Source organism: Candidatus Planktophila lacus, assembly GCF_002288385.1.
Classification (GTDB): Bacteria; Actinomycetota; Actinomycetes; order Nanopelagicales; family Nanopelagicaceae; genus Planktophila; species Planktophila lacus_D.
The window spans coordinates 981336-999480 of sequence record NZ_CP016783.1 but is presented as its reverse complement, the minus strand read 5'-3'; the positions used below and the strand labels follow the sequence as shown (position 1 = coordinate 999480).

The 18145-nt window shown below is 46.5% G+C and carries 15 protein-coding genes and 1 riboswitch; of the genes, 14 read left to right on the top strand and 1 reads right to left on the bottom strand.

Annotation, left to right across the window (positions count from 1 at the left end; all coding sequences use genetic code 11):
- Nucleotides 1-5: 5 nt before the first annotated feature.
- The 14 genes from A1sIIB60_RS05010 (at nucleotide 6) to A1sIIB60_RS04945 (ending at nucleotide 17229) form a co-directional block, all read left to right on the top strand.
- Nucleotides 6-1019: an ABC transporter ATP-binding protein gene (locus tag A1sIIB60_RS05010; protein ID WP_095689353.1), complete on the top strand. Its 1014-nt coding sequence runs from the start codon at nucleotides 6-8 to the stop codon at nucleotides 1017-1019.
- Between the two features lie 3 nt (nucleotides 1020-1022).
- Nucleotides 1023-2570: an inositol monophosphatase family protein gene (locus tag A1sIIB60_RS05005; RefSeq protein ID WP_095689352.1), complete on the top strand. Its 1548-nt coding sequence runs from the start codon at nucleotides 1023-1025 to the stop codon at nucleotides 2568-2570.
- An 8-nt stretch (nucleotides 2571-2578) separates the two neighbouring features.
- Nucleotides 2579-2707, top strand: a riboswitch (FMN riboswitch).
- A 114-nt stretch (nucleotides 2708-2821) separates the two neighbouring features.
- Nucleotides 2822-3841 (top strand): bifunctional diaminohydroxyphosphoribosylaminopyrimidine deaminase/5-amino-6-(5-phosphoribosylamino)uracil reductase RibD, encoded by a 1020-nt coding sequence (gene ribD / locus A1sIIB60_RS05000; protein ID WP_095689351.1) that lies wholly within the window; start codon nucleotides 2822-2824, stop codon nucleotides 3839-3841.
- Nucleotides 3841-4449, top strand: coding sequence for a riboflavin synthase (locus tag A1sIIB60_RS04995; RefSeq protein ID WP_095689350.1), 609 nt, complete (start codon nucleotides 3841-3843; stop codon nucleotides 4447-4449). The genes ribD and A1sIIB60_RS04995 overlap by 1 nt, the downstream gene beginning before the upstream one ends.
- Nucleotides 4446-5639, top strand: a complete 1194-nt coding sequence (ribB, locus tag A1sIIB60_RS04990) for a 3,4-dihydroxy-2-butanone-4-phosphate synthase (protein WP_095689349.1) — start codon at nucleotides 4446-4448, stop codon at nucleotides 5637-5639. Before A1sIIB60_RS04995 ends, ribB begins: the two co-directional genes overlap by 4 nt.
- Nucleotides 5639-6097: a 6,7-dimethyl-8-ribityllumazine synthase gene (gene ribH, locus A1sIIB60_RS04985; protein WP_095689348.1), complete on the top strand. Its 459-nt coding sequence runs from the start codon at nucleotides 5639-5641 to the stop codon at nucleotides 6095-6097. The genes ribB and ribH overlap by 1 nt, the downstream gene beginning before the upstream one ends.
- 3 nt (nucleotides 6098-6100) lie before the next feature.
- Nucleotides 6101-6940: a bifunctional DNA-formamidopyrimidine glycosylase/DNA-(apurinic or apyrimidinic site) lyase gene (gene mutM, locus A1sIIB60_RS04980; RefSeq protein WP_095671380.1), complete on the top strand. Its 840-nt coding sequence runs from the start codon at nucleotides 6101-6103 to the stop codon at nucleotides 6938-6940.
- A gap of 53 nt (nucleotides 6941-6993) precedes the next feature.
- Nucleotides 6994-7875, top strand: coding sequence for a sulfate adenylyltransferase subunit CysD (cysD, locus tag A1sIIB60_RS04975; RefSeq protein WP_095689645.1), 882 nt, complete (start codon nucleotides 6994-6996; stop codon nucleotides 7873-7875).
- Nucleotides 7875-9698 (top strand): adenylyl-sulfate kinase, encoded by a 1824-nt coding sequence (cysC, locus tag A1sIIB60_RS04970; protein WP_095689347.1) that lies wholly within the window; start codon nucleotides 7875-7877, stop codon nucleotides 9696-9698. The genes cysD and cysC overlap by 1 nt, the downstream gene beginning before the upstream one ends.
- Nucleotides 9695-10450: a sulfite exporter TauE/SafE family protein gene (locus A1sIIB60_RS04965; protein WP_095677560.1), complete on the top strand. Its 756-nt coding sequence runs from the start codon at nucleotides 9695-9697 to the stop codon at nucleotides 10448-10450. Before cysC ends, A1sIIB60_RS04965 begins: the two co-directional genes overlap by 4 nt.
- Before the next feature lie 9 nt (nucleotides 10451-10459).
- Nucleotides 10460-11398: a sulfotransferase family protein gene (locus tag A1sIIB60_RS04960; RefSeq protein ID WP_095689346.1), complete on the top strand. Its 939-nt coding sequence runs from the start codon at nucleotides 10460-10462 to the stop codon at nucleotides 11396-11398.
- 116 nt (nucleotides 11399-11514) lie between these two features.
- A complete protein-coding gene (locus A1sIIB60_RS04955) occupies nucleotides 11515-13218 on the top strand; it encodes a hypothetical protein (RefSeq protein ID WP_095689345.1) in 1704 nt (567 codons plus the stop codon).
- A 58-nt stretch (nucleotides 13219-13276) separates the two neighbouring features.
- Nucleotides 13277-14965, top strand: a complete 1689-nt coding sequence (locus tag A1sIIB60_RS04950) for a hypothetical protein (protein ID WP_095689344.1) — start codon at nucleotides 13277-13279, stop codon at nucleotides 14963-14965.
- A 53-nt stretch (nucleotides 14966-15018) separates the two neighbouring features.
- Complete coding sequence (locus A1sIIB60_RS04945) at nucleotides 15019-17229, top strand: hypothetical protein (protein ID WP_150131914.1); 2211 nt, start codon at nucleotides 15019-15021, stop codon at nucleotides 17227-17229.
- Here the strand turns inward: A1sIIB60_RS04945 and A1sIIB60_RS04940 are convergent.
- Complete coding sequence (locus A1sIIB60_RS04940) at nucleotides 17219-18082, bottom strand: alpha/beta fold hydrolase (RefSeq protein WP_095689342.1); 864 nt, start codon at nucleotides 18080-18082, stop codon at nucleotides 17219-17221. The genes A1sIIB60_RS04945 and A1sIIB60_RS04940 overlap by 11 nt on opposite strands.
- Between the last annotated feature and the right edge of the window lie 63 nt (nucleotides 18083-18145).

The window sequence follows — 18145 nt, the reverse complement described above, 5'->3', positions numbered from 1 at the left end:
TTAAAATGAGCAACGCAACGCAAGGTCTAGAGCTAATTGGCTTAACCAAGATTCTTGGTGGACGCGTCATCATTGATAATCTCAACTTAACCGTTGAAAAAGGCGAGATGGTCTCACTGCTAGGCCCATCAGGATGCGGTAAGACAACAACCCTTCGTATGATCGCAGGCTTTTTAATCCCTGAAAAAGGCACTGTAAATCTGGCAGGTAAAGATGTAACTAACCTTGGTCCGGAAAAGCGCCCTAGTGCGATGGTTTTCCAGAACTATGCGCTCTGGCCACATATGACAGTATTTAAAAATGTTGCTTACCCGCTAAAGATCCGCAAGATGGGTAAAGCCGAGATCGAAAAGCGAGTTCACGAAGTACTTGAAGTTGTTAATTTGATGCACCATAAAGATTCTCGCCCAGGACAGATCTCTGGTGGAGAACAGCAACGTGTTGCTCTAGCGCGTGCTTTAGTACAAGAGCCAGATATCTTGCTTCTAGATGAGCCACTTTCAAATCTTGACGCTAAGTTGCGTGTAAAGGTTCGTGAAGATATCCGCGATCTACAGCGTCGCCTCGGAATTACAACTGTCATTGTGACCCACGATCAAGATGAAGCCCTCTCTATCTCAGATCGCATCGCAGTTATGAACGATGGTCGAATTGAACAGTTCAGCACTCCGCAAGAACTCTACGATCGTCCAGCAACCGAATACGTTGCCAACTTTATCGGTAGTTTAAATCGCGTCGAAGGCGGTTACAGCGATGGACAAGTTGTTTCAGGAAACGAAGTAGTTGGAATTCGCCCCGAAGATGTTGCATTCTCGAAGACTCAGGCTCCTGGTAGTTATCCAGCAACGGTCGAATTAGTTGTTCCTCGTGGCCACTTCCATGAGGTCTACTTAAAGCGCGCTGATGCATCACTTCGCGCCTTCATTTCAGTCGATGTTCCTAAAGTTGGTGATTCTGGCTTTGTAAAGATAAACAAGGCTCTGATTTACAAGGATGGCAAGCTAGTTAGAACTGCTTAACCCATGTCTGAATCCAAATCCAAAACTTTTGCCTGCGCACATCGCGGAGATTCCAGCCGCTTTCGTGAGAATACAATTGTTGCTATCCAAAGCGCAATTGACGCCGGCGCTGAAGTCGTTGAAATTGATGTCCGTATAACTCGCGATGGCAAGGTAATTGTTCTACATGACTCAAACCTAGAACGCCTTTGGGGAATATCCAAAGAGAGCACCGAGATGGATTGGGCGCAGATTTCTCAACTCGGCCATGGTGAAGATCGCATTCCGCTGTTAATTGATGTCTTAAAGTTATTTGTCGGTAGCAAATCAATTTTGATGATCGATATGGAACAACCAGAGCCAGCAAAGCCAACCTATGAGGTTGTTGCCGGTGGCCCACTTCCTGAAGAACAAATATTTTGGTGCGGAAATTTCGATGGAATGCACACCATCCGTTCGCTATCACCAAAAGCTCGCATCTGGATGCCGTGGGATAAGTTGGCGCTTCCTACAAAGGCTGAGACCGATATTTTGCAGCCCGAATTTATAAATTTGCATTACTCATTTGTTACTCAGAAGTCTGTTAAGGCACTCCACGAATCAGGTTTTAAAGTTGCAGTCTGGACGGTTGATGACGAGGCCACCATGCGCTGGGCAGCAGCTATCGGCGTTGATTCAGTTACCTCTAATCAATTAACTCAATTACAAAAGGTGATCGCTGAAAATCCAACCATGGATACAGGTGGACCACGGAAGATGAAGTTAGAAGATATTGATTTAGACCGCGCGATGGTTATCGCCCGCGATCTAGGCAAGTGGGCGATTCTAGTCGCTAGCAATATGGATCCTGGAAAAATTGAGTTAAAGACAAATGCCGCCGATATCGTTACCGAGATTGATGTAATGATCGAAGCCCACGTACGTGAAGTTATTGCGGCAAACTTGCCTGGACATAACTTCGTTGGCGAAGAGATGGGCGGTGCTTACCTTGCCGATACTCCATCTTGGTATCTCGATCCAATCGATGGAACAACTAACTTTGCAAACCGTTTACCTTGGACTTCATTCTGTTTCGGACTTGCACATAATCGCGATGTCTTAGTTGGCGTTGTTATAGATCCATGGCGTGATGAGTTGTATGAAGCACAGCGTGGCAAAGGTGCGAAACGAAATGGCAAACCGCTAGTTATTGAAGATCAAAGTGGCGTTGAAAATCCACTAGCTTCACGAATAGTTTCAACCGAACTTGCGGCATATCAACCATGGCCCGGCATGCTTGGGTTACTTGATGGACTTGCGGAGCAATATTGCACAATGCGCATCATGGGCTCTGGCACGCTAACGATCGTTGGTCCGGCCCTTGCGCGCGGTGTTGGCGCAGTCGTTGGACATTTCAGTCCGATTGATCATTTGGCATCGCTCTTAATCGTTGCTGAAGCAGGTGGCGCAGTCTGGGATGAAGATGGAAAACAGAACCTATTTCCTGAAAAAGGTGGCGTAATGACCGCTACACAGGCGGCGGCAAAACCACTTTATGAGATTTGGATGAAAGCCCTCAAAGCGGGGCGCTAGAATAAGAGTGTTGTTTTTCGGGGTCGATGTAATTTCGAACCGGCAGTGAAAGTCTGCGACCCGGTCATAGCCAATGACCGGTGGATTGGGTGTAATTCCCGAACCGACGGTTAAAGTCCGGATGAGAGAAAACCAACGTGTAGCTGTCGCACCCTTTGTGCAATTAACTTTGTTTAAAGGGCTAATGCGTCGGCTGCCACTGCCTTTCCACCCCGAGATGCAACACCAAATCTCGATAAAGGGTGTTGAAGATGAACCAAGTGTTAAGTGCTGAAGCCGCGATGGCGCGCGCCATCGAGTGTGCTCGCGCTGGCCTTGGTAAGACTTTCCCAAACCCAATTGTTGGCGCAGTTATAACCAGCTCTACCGATGAATTCATAAGCGAAGGTTTTCATCAGGGCGCAGACCATGCTGAAGTAGTTGCGATAAATGCGGCAAAGAGTATTCCAGCGGGCGCAATCATTTATGTAACTCTTGAACCATGTAACCACCAGGGCAAAACTCCACCCTGCACACAAGCGATTATTGCCGCCGGAATCAAAAAAGTTGTTTATGCAGTTAGCGATCCAAATCCGATTGCCTCTGGGGGAGGCGAGTACCTTCGCGCATCTGGAATTGATGTAGAGCAAGGGCTGCTGGAAAGTGAGGCAGCCTTTGATAACCGCGCATGGATAACCAAGATTGCCAAAGAGCGCCCGCGAATCACCTGGAAGATCGCATCGACCATGGATGGCAAAGTTGCCGCCGCCGATGGCACTTCCAAATGGATTACTAGCGAAGTAGCGCGAGCAGATGTTGCGCTACTTCGCTCACAAGCCGATGCCATCGTTACATCTACAACAACGGTAAAGGCTGACAATCCTTTGCTCACCAGTAAAGGTGCCGGCAAGAACCCGGTCCGTATTGTGATGGGTAGCTCTGAAATTACTTCAAGCTCGCAGATTCTTAACGCCGATGCAGAAACCATTGCCATCAAATCTCGTGATCTGCAAGAGCTAATCAACTTGGCTAAGGCACGTGGCTTTAACCAATTGCTAATTGAATCTGGACCAACCTTTGGAACTGCGCTCTTGAAGTCAGGCTTAATCGATGAAGTAATTCTGTATCAGGCGCCAACTTTCTTTGGCTCGGGCACACCATCAATTTCAGATTTGGGAGTTGCCACTATTTCAGAGCGTTTAGATTTCGAGATCGCAGATGTTGAAGTAATCGGTGCAGATTTGAAGATAACACTTATAAAGAGCGCAAACCAAGAAGAAGGTGGGCGCTAATGTTTACAGGGCTAATTCAAGCAGTCGGCCAAGTTTCTGCAATTGAGCGCCAGGAAAGCAGCGCCAAGTTGCAGATTAAGAGCGCCGAAATTTGCGCTCAAATAGCCCAAGGAGATTCGGTTAGCGTTAACGGTGTCTGTTTAACTGTTACATCTTTTGATAGCCAGAGTTTTGAAGTAGATGTAATGATGCAAACGCTCAACCTAACTTCAACGGGCGCACTTGGTGTTGGTTCTCCTGTAAACCTGGAACTTGCTACCCGCACACAAGATCGCCTTGGTGGCCATATCGTGCAGGGCCATGTTGATGGCGTAGCGAAAGTTGCTGGAATCTCGGCTGATAAAGAGTGGACGCGCATGGATATTGCAGTGCCTGCCCACCTTATGAAGTACGTGGTTGCACAAGGTTCTATTTGTATTGAAGGTGTATCGCTGACGGTTGGCGAACTAAACGATGGGCTTGATCAAGTATCTGTTTGGTTAATCCCAGAAACTCTAGCTAAGACCAATCTTGCTGCCAAAAAGATTTCAGATCCCCTCAACGTCGAGGTAGATGTTCTAGCAAAGTACGTTGAAAGACTTATTGCACGTGGACAGGATGACAAATGAGTAATTTAGAAAAAGTATTCTCTGAATTCAAGGCGGGCAAGTTCATCGTCGTAACCGATGATGAAAATCGCGAGAACGAAGCAGATTTAATTCTCCTCGCTGATAAAGCCACCCCTGAAAATATCGGATTTATGGTTCGATACACATCTGGTGTCATCTGCGGAATCATTACTGAGGAAACTGCCAAGAAGCTAAAACTTCCACTTATGGTTAAGCGTAATGAAGATAACCACACAACAGCTTTCACCGTTACGGTCGATGCAATCGCTGGCCGCTCGACAGGTATTCCGGCAGCCGAGCGAGCAAACACACTGCGTGCACTTGCTAATGCCAGTTCACTGCCGACAGATTTTGCACGACCAGGACATGTGTTTCCGCTGATATCAGTACCGGGTGGACTTCACCAACGTCGTGGCCATACCGAGGCAAGTATGGCTCTATGCGAACTAACTGGATCTAATCCTTGTGCAGTTCTCTCTGAATTAGTAAATGATGATGGATCGATGATGCGCGGTTCTCAGATAACCGAATTTGCCAAAGCGCATGATTTAGAAGTGATCTCTATCGATGAACTATCTCGCGTACTGCCCGAAAAGAAGAGCGCTGATATAGCAAGCCTTGAATGGGCAGAGCTTCCACTTGGCAGCGCGCAATGGCAGATCTCCACATATATTTCACCAACTGGAGCAGAACACGCAGTTCTTAAATTTGCCCAGACTCCAAGTAGTCAGCCGGTAGTGCGCGTTCATTCCGAATGCTTAACTGGAGATGTATTCGGATCCAAGCGCTGTGATTGTGGTCCGCAACTCCAAGAAGCAATTCGCCTGATTGAAGAAAACGGCCACGGATATGTCATCTATCTTCGCGATCACGAAGGCCGCGGCATAGGTCTTGCTGAGAAAATTCGCGCTTACGCGTTGCAGGATTCTGGCCAAGATACCGTTGAAGCAAATATTTCAATCGGTCAGCCTGTAGATGATCGCACCTATGAAGATGCGGCAGAGATCCTTAACCGCTTAAAAGTAAAATCACTAACTTTATTGACCAACAATCCTGAAAAGATTGCCGCGATAAAGGCAACTGGAATTTCTCTAACTACCGCACCACTTGAAGTAATTGCTAACAAACATAACCAGAAGTATCTAGAAACCAAGCGAGATAAGTTAAACCACGCGTTAGGAGCGCTCTAATGGCTGGACATGCCCCCGAAGTAAAGATTCCACAAATGCCACATCTCAAGGCAATTGTCATCACCGCTGCTTGGCATCCAGATATATGTGATGCGCTAGTTGCCGGTGCAGTTCGTGGTTTTAAAGAGTCGGGTATAGCTAATCCTGTAGTTCGCACAGTTGCTGGCTCTTTTGAACTTCCACTTGCTGCACAGTTAGCCTTTGATGAAGGCTTTGACGTTGCTGTCATTGTCGGTCTTGTTCTTCGTGGTGAAACTCCGCACTTTGATTATGTCTGTCAGGGCCTCACTCAGGGCGTAATGGATGTTTCGCTAAGCAGATCTAAGCCAATTGGCTTTGGAGTACTTATGTGCGACAACCTAGAACAAGCGACTGCGCGCGCTGGCCTTCCTGGAAGCAAAGAAGATAAGGGTTATGACAGCGCACTTGCCGCACTTAGCGTGATAAAAAAAGGTTAAGTTGTGCCCGAACTCCCAGAAGTAGAAACGGTTCGCCGCGGTTTAGTCAGCCTGGTTAAAGGTTACAAAATTGTTGGGGCGCATGATTTACATCCACGCGCGCTTAAACCTGAATCAATCGCACCGCTAAAATCTATTCAGGGCGCCAAGATCATCGATTTAAATCGACGTGGCAAGTTTCTCTGGTTTGTTTTGGATCGCCCACAGGTATTAGTTGCTCATTTGGGAATGAGTGGGCAATTCTTAATTCATCAGCAAGGCCATCCCAGAGCAAAGCATGTACGCGCACAGTTTGACCTGACCAAGCAGATGCGCAAGCGCGAACTAGTTTTTAATGATCAGCGAACCTTCGGCTGGGTATCAGTTGAAGAGACAATTGATGGCGTGCCAAGTTCAGCCCAGCACATTGCGCGCGATCCCTTTGATTCGCAATTTGATCTGCAAGAGACGATTGAGAAGTTTGCAAAGCGAAAGATCCGAATTAAAACCGCGCTACTAAACCAAGAAATCATGAGCGGTGTTGGAAATATCTATGCCGATGAAACTCTTTGGCGCGCCAAGGTTCATCCAGAAGTATCTACAGCCGATCTTTCCAAGAAGAAGCTTGCTTCGATAATTAGTTATGCAACAGAGGTTATGAGTGAAGCAATCGAACAAGGTGGCACATCGTTTGACGATCTCTATATAAATGTAAATGGCGAAAGTGGATTCTTCGAACAAGCCCTTGCGGCTTATGGGTGTACCGATGAGCCATGCCCGCGTTGTGGAACACCTATTCGCCGGATCACATTTGGTGCGAGATCATCGCATTTTTGCCCGCGCTGCCAGAAGAAATACAGGTAGATCACAGGATTAACCAGTAGCGTAGGCGCGTGCATGTGAATGAAGGAATTTTAATGGCCCTTGAGGCTGAATCGATAGAGATTCTGCGCGAGACCGCCGCATCCTTCCGAAATCCCGTGATGATGTATTCCATTGGAAAAGATTCTTCCGTTCTTCTCCATTTAGCGATCAAAGCTTTCTATCCCGCCCCAGTTCCTTTCCGGTTGTTACATATCGATACAACATGGAAGTTTAAAGAGATGATCTCCTTCCGCGACAAGATTGTCGCCGATCACAAATTGAATTTGATTGTTCACACAAACCAAGAGGGCGCAACTTCCGGAGCAAATCCATTTACTACCGGTATTTCTGAATACACGCGCATCATGAAGACTGTTGCACTACGGCAAGCGCTCGATCACTATGAAGTAGATGCCGCTATCGGGGGATCACGCCGTGATGAAGAAAAATCTCGCGCAAAGGAACGAATCTTTAGCGTTCGCGATGAAGGCCATAGCTGGAACCCACGTAATCAACGCCCCGAACTCTGGCGTTCTTACAACACTCGTTTAGCGCCTGGTCAGACAATGCGCGTCTTTCCACTTTCAGATTGGACCGAAGGCGATATCTGGCGCTATATCCAACAAGAGAAAATTGAAGTAAATCCTCTTTACTTTGCAAAAAATCGCCCCATGGTTAAACGCGGTGACCAATTAATTATGGTCGATGATGATCGCTACCCACTTAACCCTGGAGAAGTTCCAGAGCCAAAGATGGTTCGCTTTAGAACTCTCGGTTGCTACCCGCTTACCGCAGCCGTTGAATCAACTGCAACAACGATCTCTGAAGTTGTTGACGAGGTTTTAAAGGTGAAGCTGAGCGAACGAGCAACGCGTTTAATTGACGGCGCAAATGAAGATTCGATGGAGAAGAAGAAGAAAGAGGGGTACTTCTAGTGCAGACCCCAATTGTTCGTCTCTTAACTTGTGGAAGCGTTGATGATGGAAAGAGCACCTTGATCGGACGTCTATTGGTTGAGACCGATAGCGTTCCTCATGACACGATTGATTCAACGCGAAAAGTACGTCGTGCAGGGTCGATTATTCCAGCGGGTGAAATTGACTTTAGTTTGCTTACAGATGGCCTTGAAGCAGAGCGCGAACAAGGAATCACAATTGATGTGGCATATCGCTCGATGTCACTTCTTGATGGACGACGTTTAATCATCTCTGATGCTCCAGGACACGAGCAATACACACGCAATATGGCTGTTGCCGCATCACGCGCTGAGATCTCAATAGTTTTAGTCGATGCTACAAAGGGAGTGCGTACCCAAACTTTGCGCCATCTAACTATCTGTTCTCTAATGGGAGTCCAGCGAGTATTAGTTGCGATCAATAAATTAGATGCCGTTGGGTTTCAAGAGAGTATCTATAGCGAGATAAAGAGTGAGATTGAAAAGACTCTAGAGCGCCTTGATATCGCCGACGTTCACTTTATTCCGCTTAGTGCGCTAGCTGGCGATAACGTGGTTTATCGCAGTAATTCAACGCCTTGGTATTCAGGCGAGACTTTGCTTGAGGCGATTCAAGGTTGGCAACCAGGCAAATCCGCAGAAGCAACTGCTCGCCTGCGCGTTCAATCTATCGCTCGTGCCGAAGATTTCAGAGGTGTTACCGGGACGGTTCACTTAGGTGACTTCAAATTAGGCGATCAGGTAAAGATCTTTCCTAGCAATCAAGTAGCAACGATTGCGCAGATAATTTCTGACATGCAGAGCCAAAAAGTTGCCGCTCAGTCGGATGCGGTGACGCTGGTACTCGAGCCAGAGGTAGATATAACTCGCGGTGATCTGGTTTACGCCAATCAAAGCGCTGTAACTCCATCTGATCGCTTTAACGCAAACCTAGTCTGGCTAAATGAAGATGCCTTGATTCATAGCCGTTCATATCTTCTCGTATCAGGCCCTAGCGAGACTCCAGTAATCATCACCAAGATTCGTCACAAGATTGACGTTCATACAGGTGAGCACCTCTCAGTAAATACCCTGGCCATGAACGAAATTGGCGAGGTTGAAATTGCAACAAACCAACCGATCGCACTAGATCCATATAAACAATCTCGCGAATTCGGAAACTTTATCCTGGTAGATCGCACCAACTTCCAAACAGTTGGCGCCGGCATGATTCGCCACTCATTACGCCGTGGTGAAAACATCACCGCACAGGCCTACGAGGTCGATAAAACTGCTCGCGAAGCGGCTAAAAATCAGCGCGCAAAAGTTATCTGGTTAACAGGTCTATCGGGTTCAGGAAAATCTACGATCGCCAACCTTCTTGAAAAACGCCTTCATGCTCAAGGTGCACATGCTTATGTATTAGATGGTGACAATCTACGTATGGGTCTCAATGTTGATTTGGGCTTTACCCCCGAAGATCGTGCAGAGAATGTTCGTAGAGTCTCTGAAGTTGCCAAACTAATGGTCGATGCCGGGTTAATTGTTATTACAGCGCTAGTTAGCCCATTTGAAGTTGATCGCCAGCGCGCACGTTCGATATTTGCAGAAGGTGATTTCATTGAAGTATTCGTAGATACACCAGTAGATGTATGTATCTCTCGCGATCCAAAGGGTCTGTATAAGAAGGCTGCCAAGGGAGAGATCCCTAACTTCACTGGCGTAGGTCAAGATTACGAGCGCCCAGCAAAACCTGAGATTACAATCGATGGCACTGCAGATCTTGATGCCAGCGTTAGCGCGATACTTAAGGTGGCTCTATGAACTGGATTTTCTTTGCTTTGGCAGGATCGGTCGCACAGTTAATTGATGGCACTCTCGGCATGGGTTTTGGTTTAACTAGCTCAACTCTGTTGTTGACCTTAGGAGCATCTGCTGCGGTTGCATCCGCTGCAGTTCACGCCGCTGAAATCGGCACAACCTTAGTATCTGGCGCATCACACTGGCATGCGGAAAACATAGATAAGAAAATTCTCTTTAAACTCGCAATCCCAGGTGGCATTGGCGCATTGCTAGGTGCAACCTTTCTATCTTCTATAGATCTCTCTAGCGCAAAAGTCTTTATCTCAACACTTCTTCTATTGCTCGGCTTCTTACTTTTATACCGAAATATCTTTCAACCGCAGGTGAATACAAATTCACTTGAAGTTACCAACCCAAGGTTTTTAACTTATCTAGGCTTTACCGGTGGTTTTGTAGATGCATCTGGTGGTGGGGGATGGGGTCCAATAGTTACGCCAACCCTTATGACAACTACTCAGATAGAACCTCGCAAAATTATCGGAACAGTGAGCGCCTCAGAATTTATCGTTGCCGTCTCTGCCAGCGTTGGCTTCTTAGCGAACCTGCACCGCTTAGATATCAACTGGGCCGCTGTTGGCGGGCTTGCACTCGGTGGCTGCATAATGGCGCCAATCGCTGCTCGCATCGTTGTGAAGTTACCTCGTAAGCAGATCGGGATCCTCGTCGGAGTAGCTGTCATCGTAATCAACGGCTATCGAATCATCGCAAGTTAGTCTTACCCAATGAGTTCTAAGGTCATCCCAGTATTTGTGGGCGGAACCGGCCGCAGCGGAACGACTGTCGTTGGAGATCTGCTTGGAAATCATTCCAAGATCAGAACCAGCACGCCCATTGAAATAAAGTTCCTTACCAATAAATCGGGGCTTGTCGATGTGGTCTTCGGATATAGCAATGAGATTGAAAAGAGCGCAGGAAAAGTTTCAATCCTTAACTTTCGCACTTACCGCAAACGTAACCGAAAAGAGAAAGAACGATTTTCTAAGATCCTTGCAGAGTTCAATAAATTCATCTGGGAGAAGTGGTGGGATATTGATGCACCCCCTCCGCATGGCCGCGGGCTAATCTCAGGTATTGCAAAGACAGATCTTGAAAACTTACTCAAGAGACTTAAACGCGATTTAAAGATCAACCGCAAATGGGCTGCCCGTCGCTTCATGGCCACGTTCATCAGCAAGCAATTTGAAGCCAGCGATGAGATTTATTGGGTCGAGACAACTCCCATGAATATTCCAGAGGCTAATAAACTTCAAGAACTATTTCCCAACGCGCTTTTTATAAATATGGTTCGCGATCCTCGCGATGTTATTGCCTCGCTTCTCACCAAGAAGTGGGGCCCAACAACTGCGCTAGAAGGTTTGGATTGGATCGAAGCTCGACTGCTGGCAGGCCACGAAGCCTTGACCGCAGTTAAGCCAGAAAAGAAAATTACGATCGCTTTAGAAGATCTCGCAATCAAGAAACGAGAAGCTACGTACAAGAGACTCCTTGACTTCCTCAAGCTCTTGGATGAAACCGCCATGCAGGATTTCTTCACACAATCAATGACGCCGGATGCGGCGACGAGCGGCCGCTGGAAATCAGAGATTGATTCTCCAGAGTTCAGCGCTGGTTATGCGGCTATGACCGCCAGACTCATAAAAGCAGGCGTGGTCTTTCAATAATTCCACGAAATAGGTAGAGAATTTCGATGACTTTTCCTCTTTGGCGCATAAAAATGGCTTCCAGATGCGGTGAAGTTCCAGATAGTTCCATGTTCTAAATCTGCGGGGGAGCCGAGATGAGCAAGTCCAAGAAGCTGATCAAGAGCCTACTTTCAACACTTCTGATTTTGGGGCTATCGGTTCCGATTCTCGCCAGCGCAGATACCAAGCCAATTGAACAATTTTATGACCAAGGTCCCACAGTTAAGAACGTCGGCGGTTATACAGGCGTACTGGTAGAAGATTCATTTCTGCTGACTACCCGGCAATCAAATCTGGTCGGTTTTTATTTTGAGAATAAGAATGGTAACTGGGTACAGAAAGATGCCAAGACATGTGTTGCTTACTCAGATCCAAATTGCAGCAATGCAGACAATGTTTGGTACGACGCAATTCTTGGGGCATGCAAATCAACTTCAGATACAAATTGCGTTGTTGGGGTTACCGCAATAAAAGATGGGAAGGAATTCCCAGGAAAGTATGCACAGAATTATCCTGAATCAAACGAATATGCGTTTAAAGGCGATGCCGGCCTGAATATCCCAGATGGTGGCCTTCCATCACTTTGGACTTTTGATGGGATAACTCATCAAGGTGGCGATCAGTTCATGGTCTTCCCAAGGTATTTCCATAATGGAAATGTATTTTTTGGAAGTAAACCACCACTTTCTCCTCAACAGTTTGACATGGGAATCTTTGCTATTTCAAAGAGCAAAGTAGCCAATGCGCAGAAGTTCAATATTGTTGTAGATAAGACTCGAACCTGGTGGAATGGTTCAAATTATGGTTGCCAATCAAATGGATCAGTCGAAGGTGAGTGCGCCTTGAGTTGGCCGCTACCAAAAAATGTTAAATATCGCCTTGAGATTCGTACAAGTATTCCGATCACCAGTTTTATGCACGGCCGCTTGCTAGACCCTACTATCAAGATAGAGACCGATCCCTCTGGCCGTCAGCTCTTTACTGTTGAAGCAGGACCAGTTGCTGTTCCAGTTTTGAGCACTTGGGTCAAAAACACAGATATGCCCAAAGCCTTGTATGACTACTTATATGCAATGACCAATTGGGGTGGATTCTTCACCTATCAAGATGGCATCGGGAATACTCGGGATAACGTACAGCTCTTACAAACTTTTGATCAATACACAGCCGAAACTTTTAAAGAGTATTTGTGGTGGCTAGATGTGGCGAAGGATAAATCAATCGGCGATAAATCCCTCTGGATTGCTCACACCTTGAGCAGCTCTGAAGTCGCCAGCGCGGGAGAAGAAATACGCAAGTGCCTGGGTGATGCGAAGAATCTAACAGGCATAGTCACTACCAATGCTGGCATGTACGTATCTTCTCCACCAACGTTCAACAAAGAGGCGCAGTCTCTTGATTACCGAGTTACCTCACCGCACTTCAATGAAGCGGGTAAAGAAAATGTCGGTAATTACAACCTGGTCATAAGTTCAGAATCTGCCCGCTGTATTTATGGTTTTACCAAGGCGCCTGTATCTGCGACGGTCAGTATCATTTCTTCAGACGGAACTGCTCAAGTAGCGACAACTACAGTCAACGAAAAGAATGGCTGGCTCTACCTATCAGCAAATGGATTTACCTACTCGGCTCCAACAGTTCGCGTTAAGTTGACACAAGAAGCAGACAAGCCGGTTGCTACTCCGGTTGCAAAGCCTGCGGTCGCAAAGAAGATCACTATAACTTGCGTGAAAGGCAAGACATCCAAGAAAGTCTCTGGCGTGAAACCTGTCTGCCCAACTGGTTACAAGAAGAAATAACTTGTATTTCATCCATATCTCTATAGGGCAATCCAGACAGGAAGGATAGATTACTTAAATGAAATTCACTCACCGCGCTAAATTTGCAGTTGTCATAGGATCGCTTTGCCTTGGCCTCTTAGCTTCGCCTGCGATGAATTCTGCACAAGCGGTAGCTGAAATTGATGAGCAATTTCAGGTTGCAAATCCTCCCGGTCCTGGATACACCGGCTACCTAGTAAATAACTCACGATCTCTTGCTCGATTCTGGACCAACTTAGCAACTTTCAAGGTTGAGAATCAGGTAATTACTGGGATGGCCAGATGCAAATCCCTGGATAAGTGCCCGACGAATTTCACTTTTCAATTGGGGGATATGAATTTAACTCCCTGCGCAAACTCAACCGAGGTTGATTGCATTGCAGGAATCACTACCAAGAATTTAACGACGGGCGCAGTTTCAAATTCATTTACCCCAAGACCAGAGTTAACTGAAAGCTTTGACGCTGCAATCAAGGGGGATCCAAGTATCGGTTTACCAAATGGTGGAAACCCACTGGTTGTTTCGATACCTAGCGCCGCACATTCAGCCGGAGATTTATATCTGGTCAAATCTGACTTTTTTACGCATCGTGACGCAGGCACAGCAAATAGATTCGTTCTAGATCAACTAACTAACAGCATTTATCCGGTTACGGTAGAAACAGGACAATTCGTTCCTGGTGGACCAAATTTAGATCCTATGTTTTACGTTGGAAAGCCAGTGGGACCAGGGACAAACACTATGGACTCCAGTTTATCTGGATTCATAACAGATGACAGATGTTTGATGGCAACTCGAACCACTTGTATAAAGTCGCAACCTTTTCCTGCAAACTACTCTTTTGGAATTAGCCTAAATATGTCTAAGCGCTTTAACGGTTGGCTTTACGGACGAATGGCAAACCCAGAAGTGTCTGTGACTGCTGCCAGCGGTAGTTCGGTTAAAGTAGAAATTCTCGCTGAGCCAGTAAAGGTGCCAATCGTCTTTGGTTGGACGAAGAATTCAGATTTGACCGCAGAATTGCGCGAGAGATATCAAAAGGATCGCGGTGGTGGTCTCTATGCCGGCGCGAGTCGGCAAGATCCATTTGATTCTGTCTCAATTCTTAAAGGCCACAGCAACAAATATGATGCTCTTGGAATAGATGAATTCTTGTCATGGTTGCCATTCCTCGGCGATAAAGCGGTAGCGATGCCTAGCCAGTGGAGTTTCCAAACGCTTAATCTAAATAGCGATACAGCAGCAGAACTTTCGAAATGTACAGCAAGCGTTAATTCTCTCGCCGGCTTGGTCTTTACCAATGCGAGCGTCTTTTCATCTGGCGCACCAGCTTTCAATAAATCTGAAGGAACTTTGGATTACAAAGTTGCATCCCCTCACACCAAACCAGATGGCACGCTGACTACAGGAAGTTATGACTTGGTTCTCAACTCAAGCGTTGCACGGTGCCTCTATGGATTCTCAAAGGCGCCAATAGGGGCAACGGTTTCAGTATTAAGTAGCGATGGCCAAGCACAAGTGGCTACAACGGTTGTTAATGAGAAGAACGGTTTCTTCCGAATGGGCGCTTACGGCTTTGGATTCTCATCACCAACTATCAAGATGAAGATCACTCAGGCCGGAACAAGTGGGAGTAAGACAACTATTACTTGCGTAAAGGGGAAAACTTCCAAGAAGGTAACTGCGGTTAAGCCGGTCTGTCCAACAGGATTTAAGAAGAAGTAGATTTCCAAGCCTAGGTCTATTTATTTATGGACAGAACTTCTAGACTAAGTGACGTGGTAATTTCATCGCGAAAAGTGTCGATTCTTCTGTTGACCTCAGTTCTATTCCTCTCCTTATTACCAACATCGACTTTCGCCGTTGATACACCTCAGCCAGGTTCTTCAGCCCCTAACGGTCCAGCATTTTCCCCGCCGGAAGATCCTGAAGTTATTAAAGATGCTCGCTCAATTCTGCGTGTGATTGAACCAAGTTCTTCAGATAACGCCATGGTCTACTTCGATCAGAACCAAGTTAATTTCAAGTCATATATTTCTCTAGAGAAACAAAGCGCAGGGCAAGCAGGTGCAGGCGGTGCTGTAACTTGCCTAACACCTGATGATCCAAAGTGTGTTTCTGCACTAGCTGATTCATCTTTTCAACAAATCAAATATGACGTGGCTATGGGTTCGTGCGATGCTCGACAAATAGCTGCATGCATTAAGAGTTTGACCCTAGTCAAAGAAGATGGCTCGAAGGTTAAAGCGGATCCGGTTACTAGGGTTTATAGAAAAACAAGTCCGGGTTGGGCATCCACATTCAACTCAAAGACAAATTCAGGTTATCCAGGTTCTGATGGACCTTGGATCTGGAGAATCAACGATGGTGGCAAGAGTACCGATTACCTGATTCTGGGGTTGGTAAGTGCGCTGTTTAATAGACCAAATGGTGTGTCAACTTGGGATGCCTCCGAAAAAAGTCTTCGCCTATCAATTTATCCGGTTAAGAAATTCGAGAACCCGGCGCTAGTTGAAGGATCCGGCGTTACTGGATGTTTAGCTGTTGATACCGGGGTTTGTTATCAAAGAATCGCTTTTGCTTCAAATCTACGATTTGCCCTTGTTATGAGAATTCCAAAGGTAATCACTGGGTGGCTAAACGGTCGTCTCGATAAACCAGTCGCCTACTCTGAAGATTACGACGAAAACTATTCAGAACTTATTGTTGAAGGCAACACTCTCGAAGAGATAATGACTGGCAAGTGGCTACCCAATACTGGTGCGGTCACACAGTACCTAGAGGAAACAAAACGTGCTCAGACAGCTGCGCCAGGCTCAAAAAATTTAGATATTGCCGGTGTAGATCCTGATGATGCGAATTCAGTTCGCTACTACAGTTCTCTCTCAAAGTTATTCGGCAATTCTGCCCTTTCTAACGCCCTTTCTTGGCGCCTAAATACGACTTCAAGCGCTGGGCAACAATTTTCTGGTCCTTGTCAGAAAACGGATGGAGTGCAAGGAATTGTTACTAGCAATGCATCTGTTTATGAGCCCGGATCTCCGAAGTGGGATGGCAATGAAGGCGCCCTTGGTTATCGAATTGCCGCGCCTACTTATAGGGCGGATGGTAAAACACAGAATGTCGGCCGATATGCATTTGCTATGAAAGCTGAACTTATCAAGTGCGTTTATGGAATGAGTAAATTGCCAGCTTATGCAAAAGTTGAAATTACTTATGACGATACAGGTGAGAAGAAAACAGCGTCTGTAATTCTTGGTACCAATAAAGATTGGGTAAATCTACACGCAGATAACTTCGAGTACACAGGTGCTCCACCGACTGTTAGCGTGAAATTAGATGGATGGGTTAAATCAACTTCTGCAAATTCAAATGTACCAACTCCTAACTCTAGTGCTCAAGGTTCAACCCCTTCTGTACCGAATTCAGGTGGCGGAAAAGTTACGATCACTTGCGTAAAGGGCTCGACAAAGAAGCAGGTGACGGGTGTTAAACCAAAGTGTCCAAGTGGATACAAAATGCAAAACTTTAGCGCACCTGCTGCTCAACAAGTTCAAGTGACCGTAACATGCACAAAGGGAGCAACTAAGAAAATAGTGACTGGTGTAAAGCCACAATGTCCAGCAGGTTACAAAATGAGTGCGGCAACACCAGTAAAAGCGCCATCATCTCCCGCACAACCTGCGGCGCAACAACCGGATGCACCTGCAGATATGCCTGCACCGCAATCACCGGCTGGACAACCAGGAACTCCAAATCAACCGACAAAACCACAACCAATTGCACCTGCGCCGCAATTTGATCCAAACGCTGATATAACTATTACCTGTGTAAAAGGTGCTGAATCTAAACAAGTTACAGGTAAATCACCCGTGCAATGCCCTAGTGGTTATCAGATGAAGCCAATGGGACCAGGACAACCAGGCATGCCAGGTCTACCGCTAGATCCAGTTCAACCAGGTATACCGATGCAACCGGCTAAGCAGTAAGCAGGGCAATTGCGCTCTGCATAATCTCTTCCTCGTAGTTCACGTAAATCCCTAAGTGGCTTTCGCCAGCGCGGAGTTCTAAGCGGGCGCTTGGCATATTTTCTGAAAGCCATTTTCCGTGTTGAACTGGAACATTCTTATCTAACTCTGCTTGCCAAATGACTGTTGGCACCTTTACATCGCGCGGATCAAAACCCCATGGCTCCAAATAAGAGCTGTAATCATCTGCAACCCAATCCCAGCCTTTTCCCATTGTGAATGCACAGGAATCGAGAACAACTTTCCAAGTTGGCTTTGAGGCTGCCAATTGATCGCGTTCGCTCAATTCTGCTCCAGCAACGGAATCGGCAACGTTTCCATCTTGCCAACCCTGAAAACGTTTGATTAAGTCGTTGATATTGCGCAGTGCATCTGCGTACTCATCGAGATCAGCTTGTTGCATGCCGTCATAGAAGCGCTCACCGAGTTCAGCAAAGGGAGCCAAGCTTCCAACCGTTACAACGCCAACTGAACGCGGGTCTAACCCTGTTGCGATCGCATGTTGCCCACCACCAGAGAGTCCCAAATTTACAAACATGGTTATCCCGAGATGTTGGGAAAGTTCAGCAATATCTTTGGCTACATCAATAGTTATACGTCCTGGTTGTTTGGTACTTCCGGCATATCCACTTCGTCCAAATGAGAGCGCGAATATGCCTTTAGCCGCGAAGTAATCAAGCCAGGTCTGCCAACCAGTTATGTCTTGTGTAGTTCCGGCATGCAGAATAATCGCGGCCTCTGATTTGAGTCCGTTAGTTAAATACTCAAGATTGCGTCCATCGGAGAGCGTGAAATTCTGGCGGGTCTGCGTCATTTAAAAAGCGTATCGGAGAAAGCCTCAGTTTTGCAGGTAAACGACCACACTCTTTTGCTATTG

Bases quoted from the DNA above. Each gene is read 5' to 3' on its own strand.
- A1sIIB60_RS05010 (WP_095689353.1), top strand. From the start codon at position 6: ATGAGCAACGCAACGCAAGGTCTAGAGCTAATTGGCTTAACCAAGATT.
- A1sIIB60_RS05005 (WP_095689352.1), top strand. From the start codon at position 1,023: ATGTCTGAATCCAAATCCAAAACTTTTGCCTGCGCACATCGCGGAGAT.
- ribD (WP_095689351.1), top strand. From the start codon at position 2,822: ATGAACCAAGTGTTAAGTGCTGAAGCCGCGATGGCGCGCGCCATCGAG.
- A1sIIB60_RS04995 (WP_095689350.1), top strand. From the start codon at position 3,841: ATGTTTACAGGGCTAATTCAAGCAGTCGGCCAAGTTTCTGCAATTGAG.
- ribB (WP_095689349.1), top strand. From the start codon at position 4,446: ATGAGTAATTTAGAAAAAGTATTCTCTGAATTCAAGGCGGGCAAGTTC.
- ribH (WP_095689348.1), top strand. From the start codon at position 5,639: ATGGCTGGACATGCCCCCGAAGTAAAGATTCCACAAATGCCACATCTC.
- cysD (WP_095689645.1), top strand. From the start codon at position 6,994: ATGGCCCTTGAGGCTGAATCGATAGAGATTCTGCGCGAGACCGCCGCA.
- A1sIIB60_RS04965 (WP_095677560.1), top strand. From the start codon at position 9,695: ATGAACTGGATTTTCTTTGCTTTGGCAGGATCGGTCGCACAGTTAATT.
- A1sIIB60_RS04960 (WP_095689346.1), top strand. From the start codon at position 10,460: ATGAGTTCTAAGGTCATCCCAGTATTTGTGGGCGGAACCGGCCGCAGC.
- A1sIIB60_RS04955 (WP_095689345.1), top strand. From the start codon at position 11,515: ATGAGCAAGTCCAAGAAGCTGATCAAGAGCCTACTTTCAACACTTCTG.
- A1sIIB60_RS04950 (WP_095689344.1), top strand. From the start codon at position 13,277: ATGAAATTCACTCACCGCGCTAAATTTGCAGTTGTCATAGGATCGCTT.
- A1sIIB60_RS04940 (WP_095689342.1), bottom strand. From the start codon at position 18,082: ATGACGCAGACCCGCCAGAATTTCACGCTCTCCGATGGACGCAATCTT.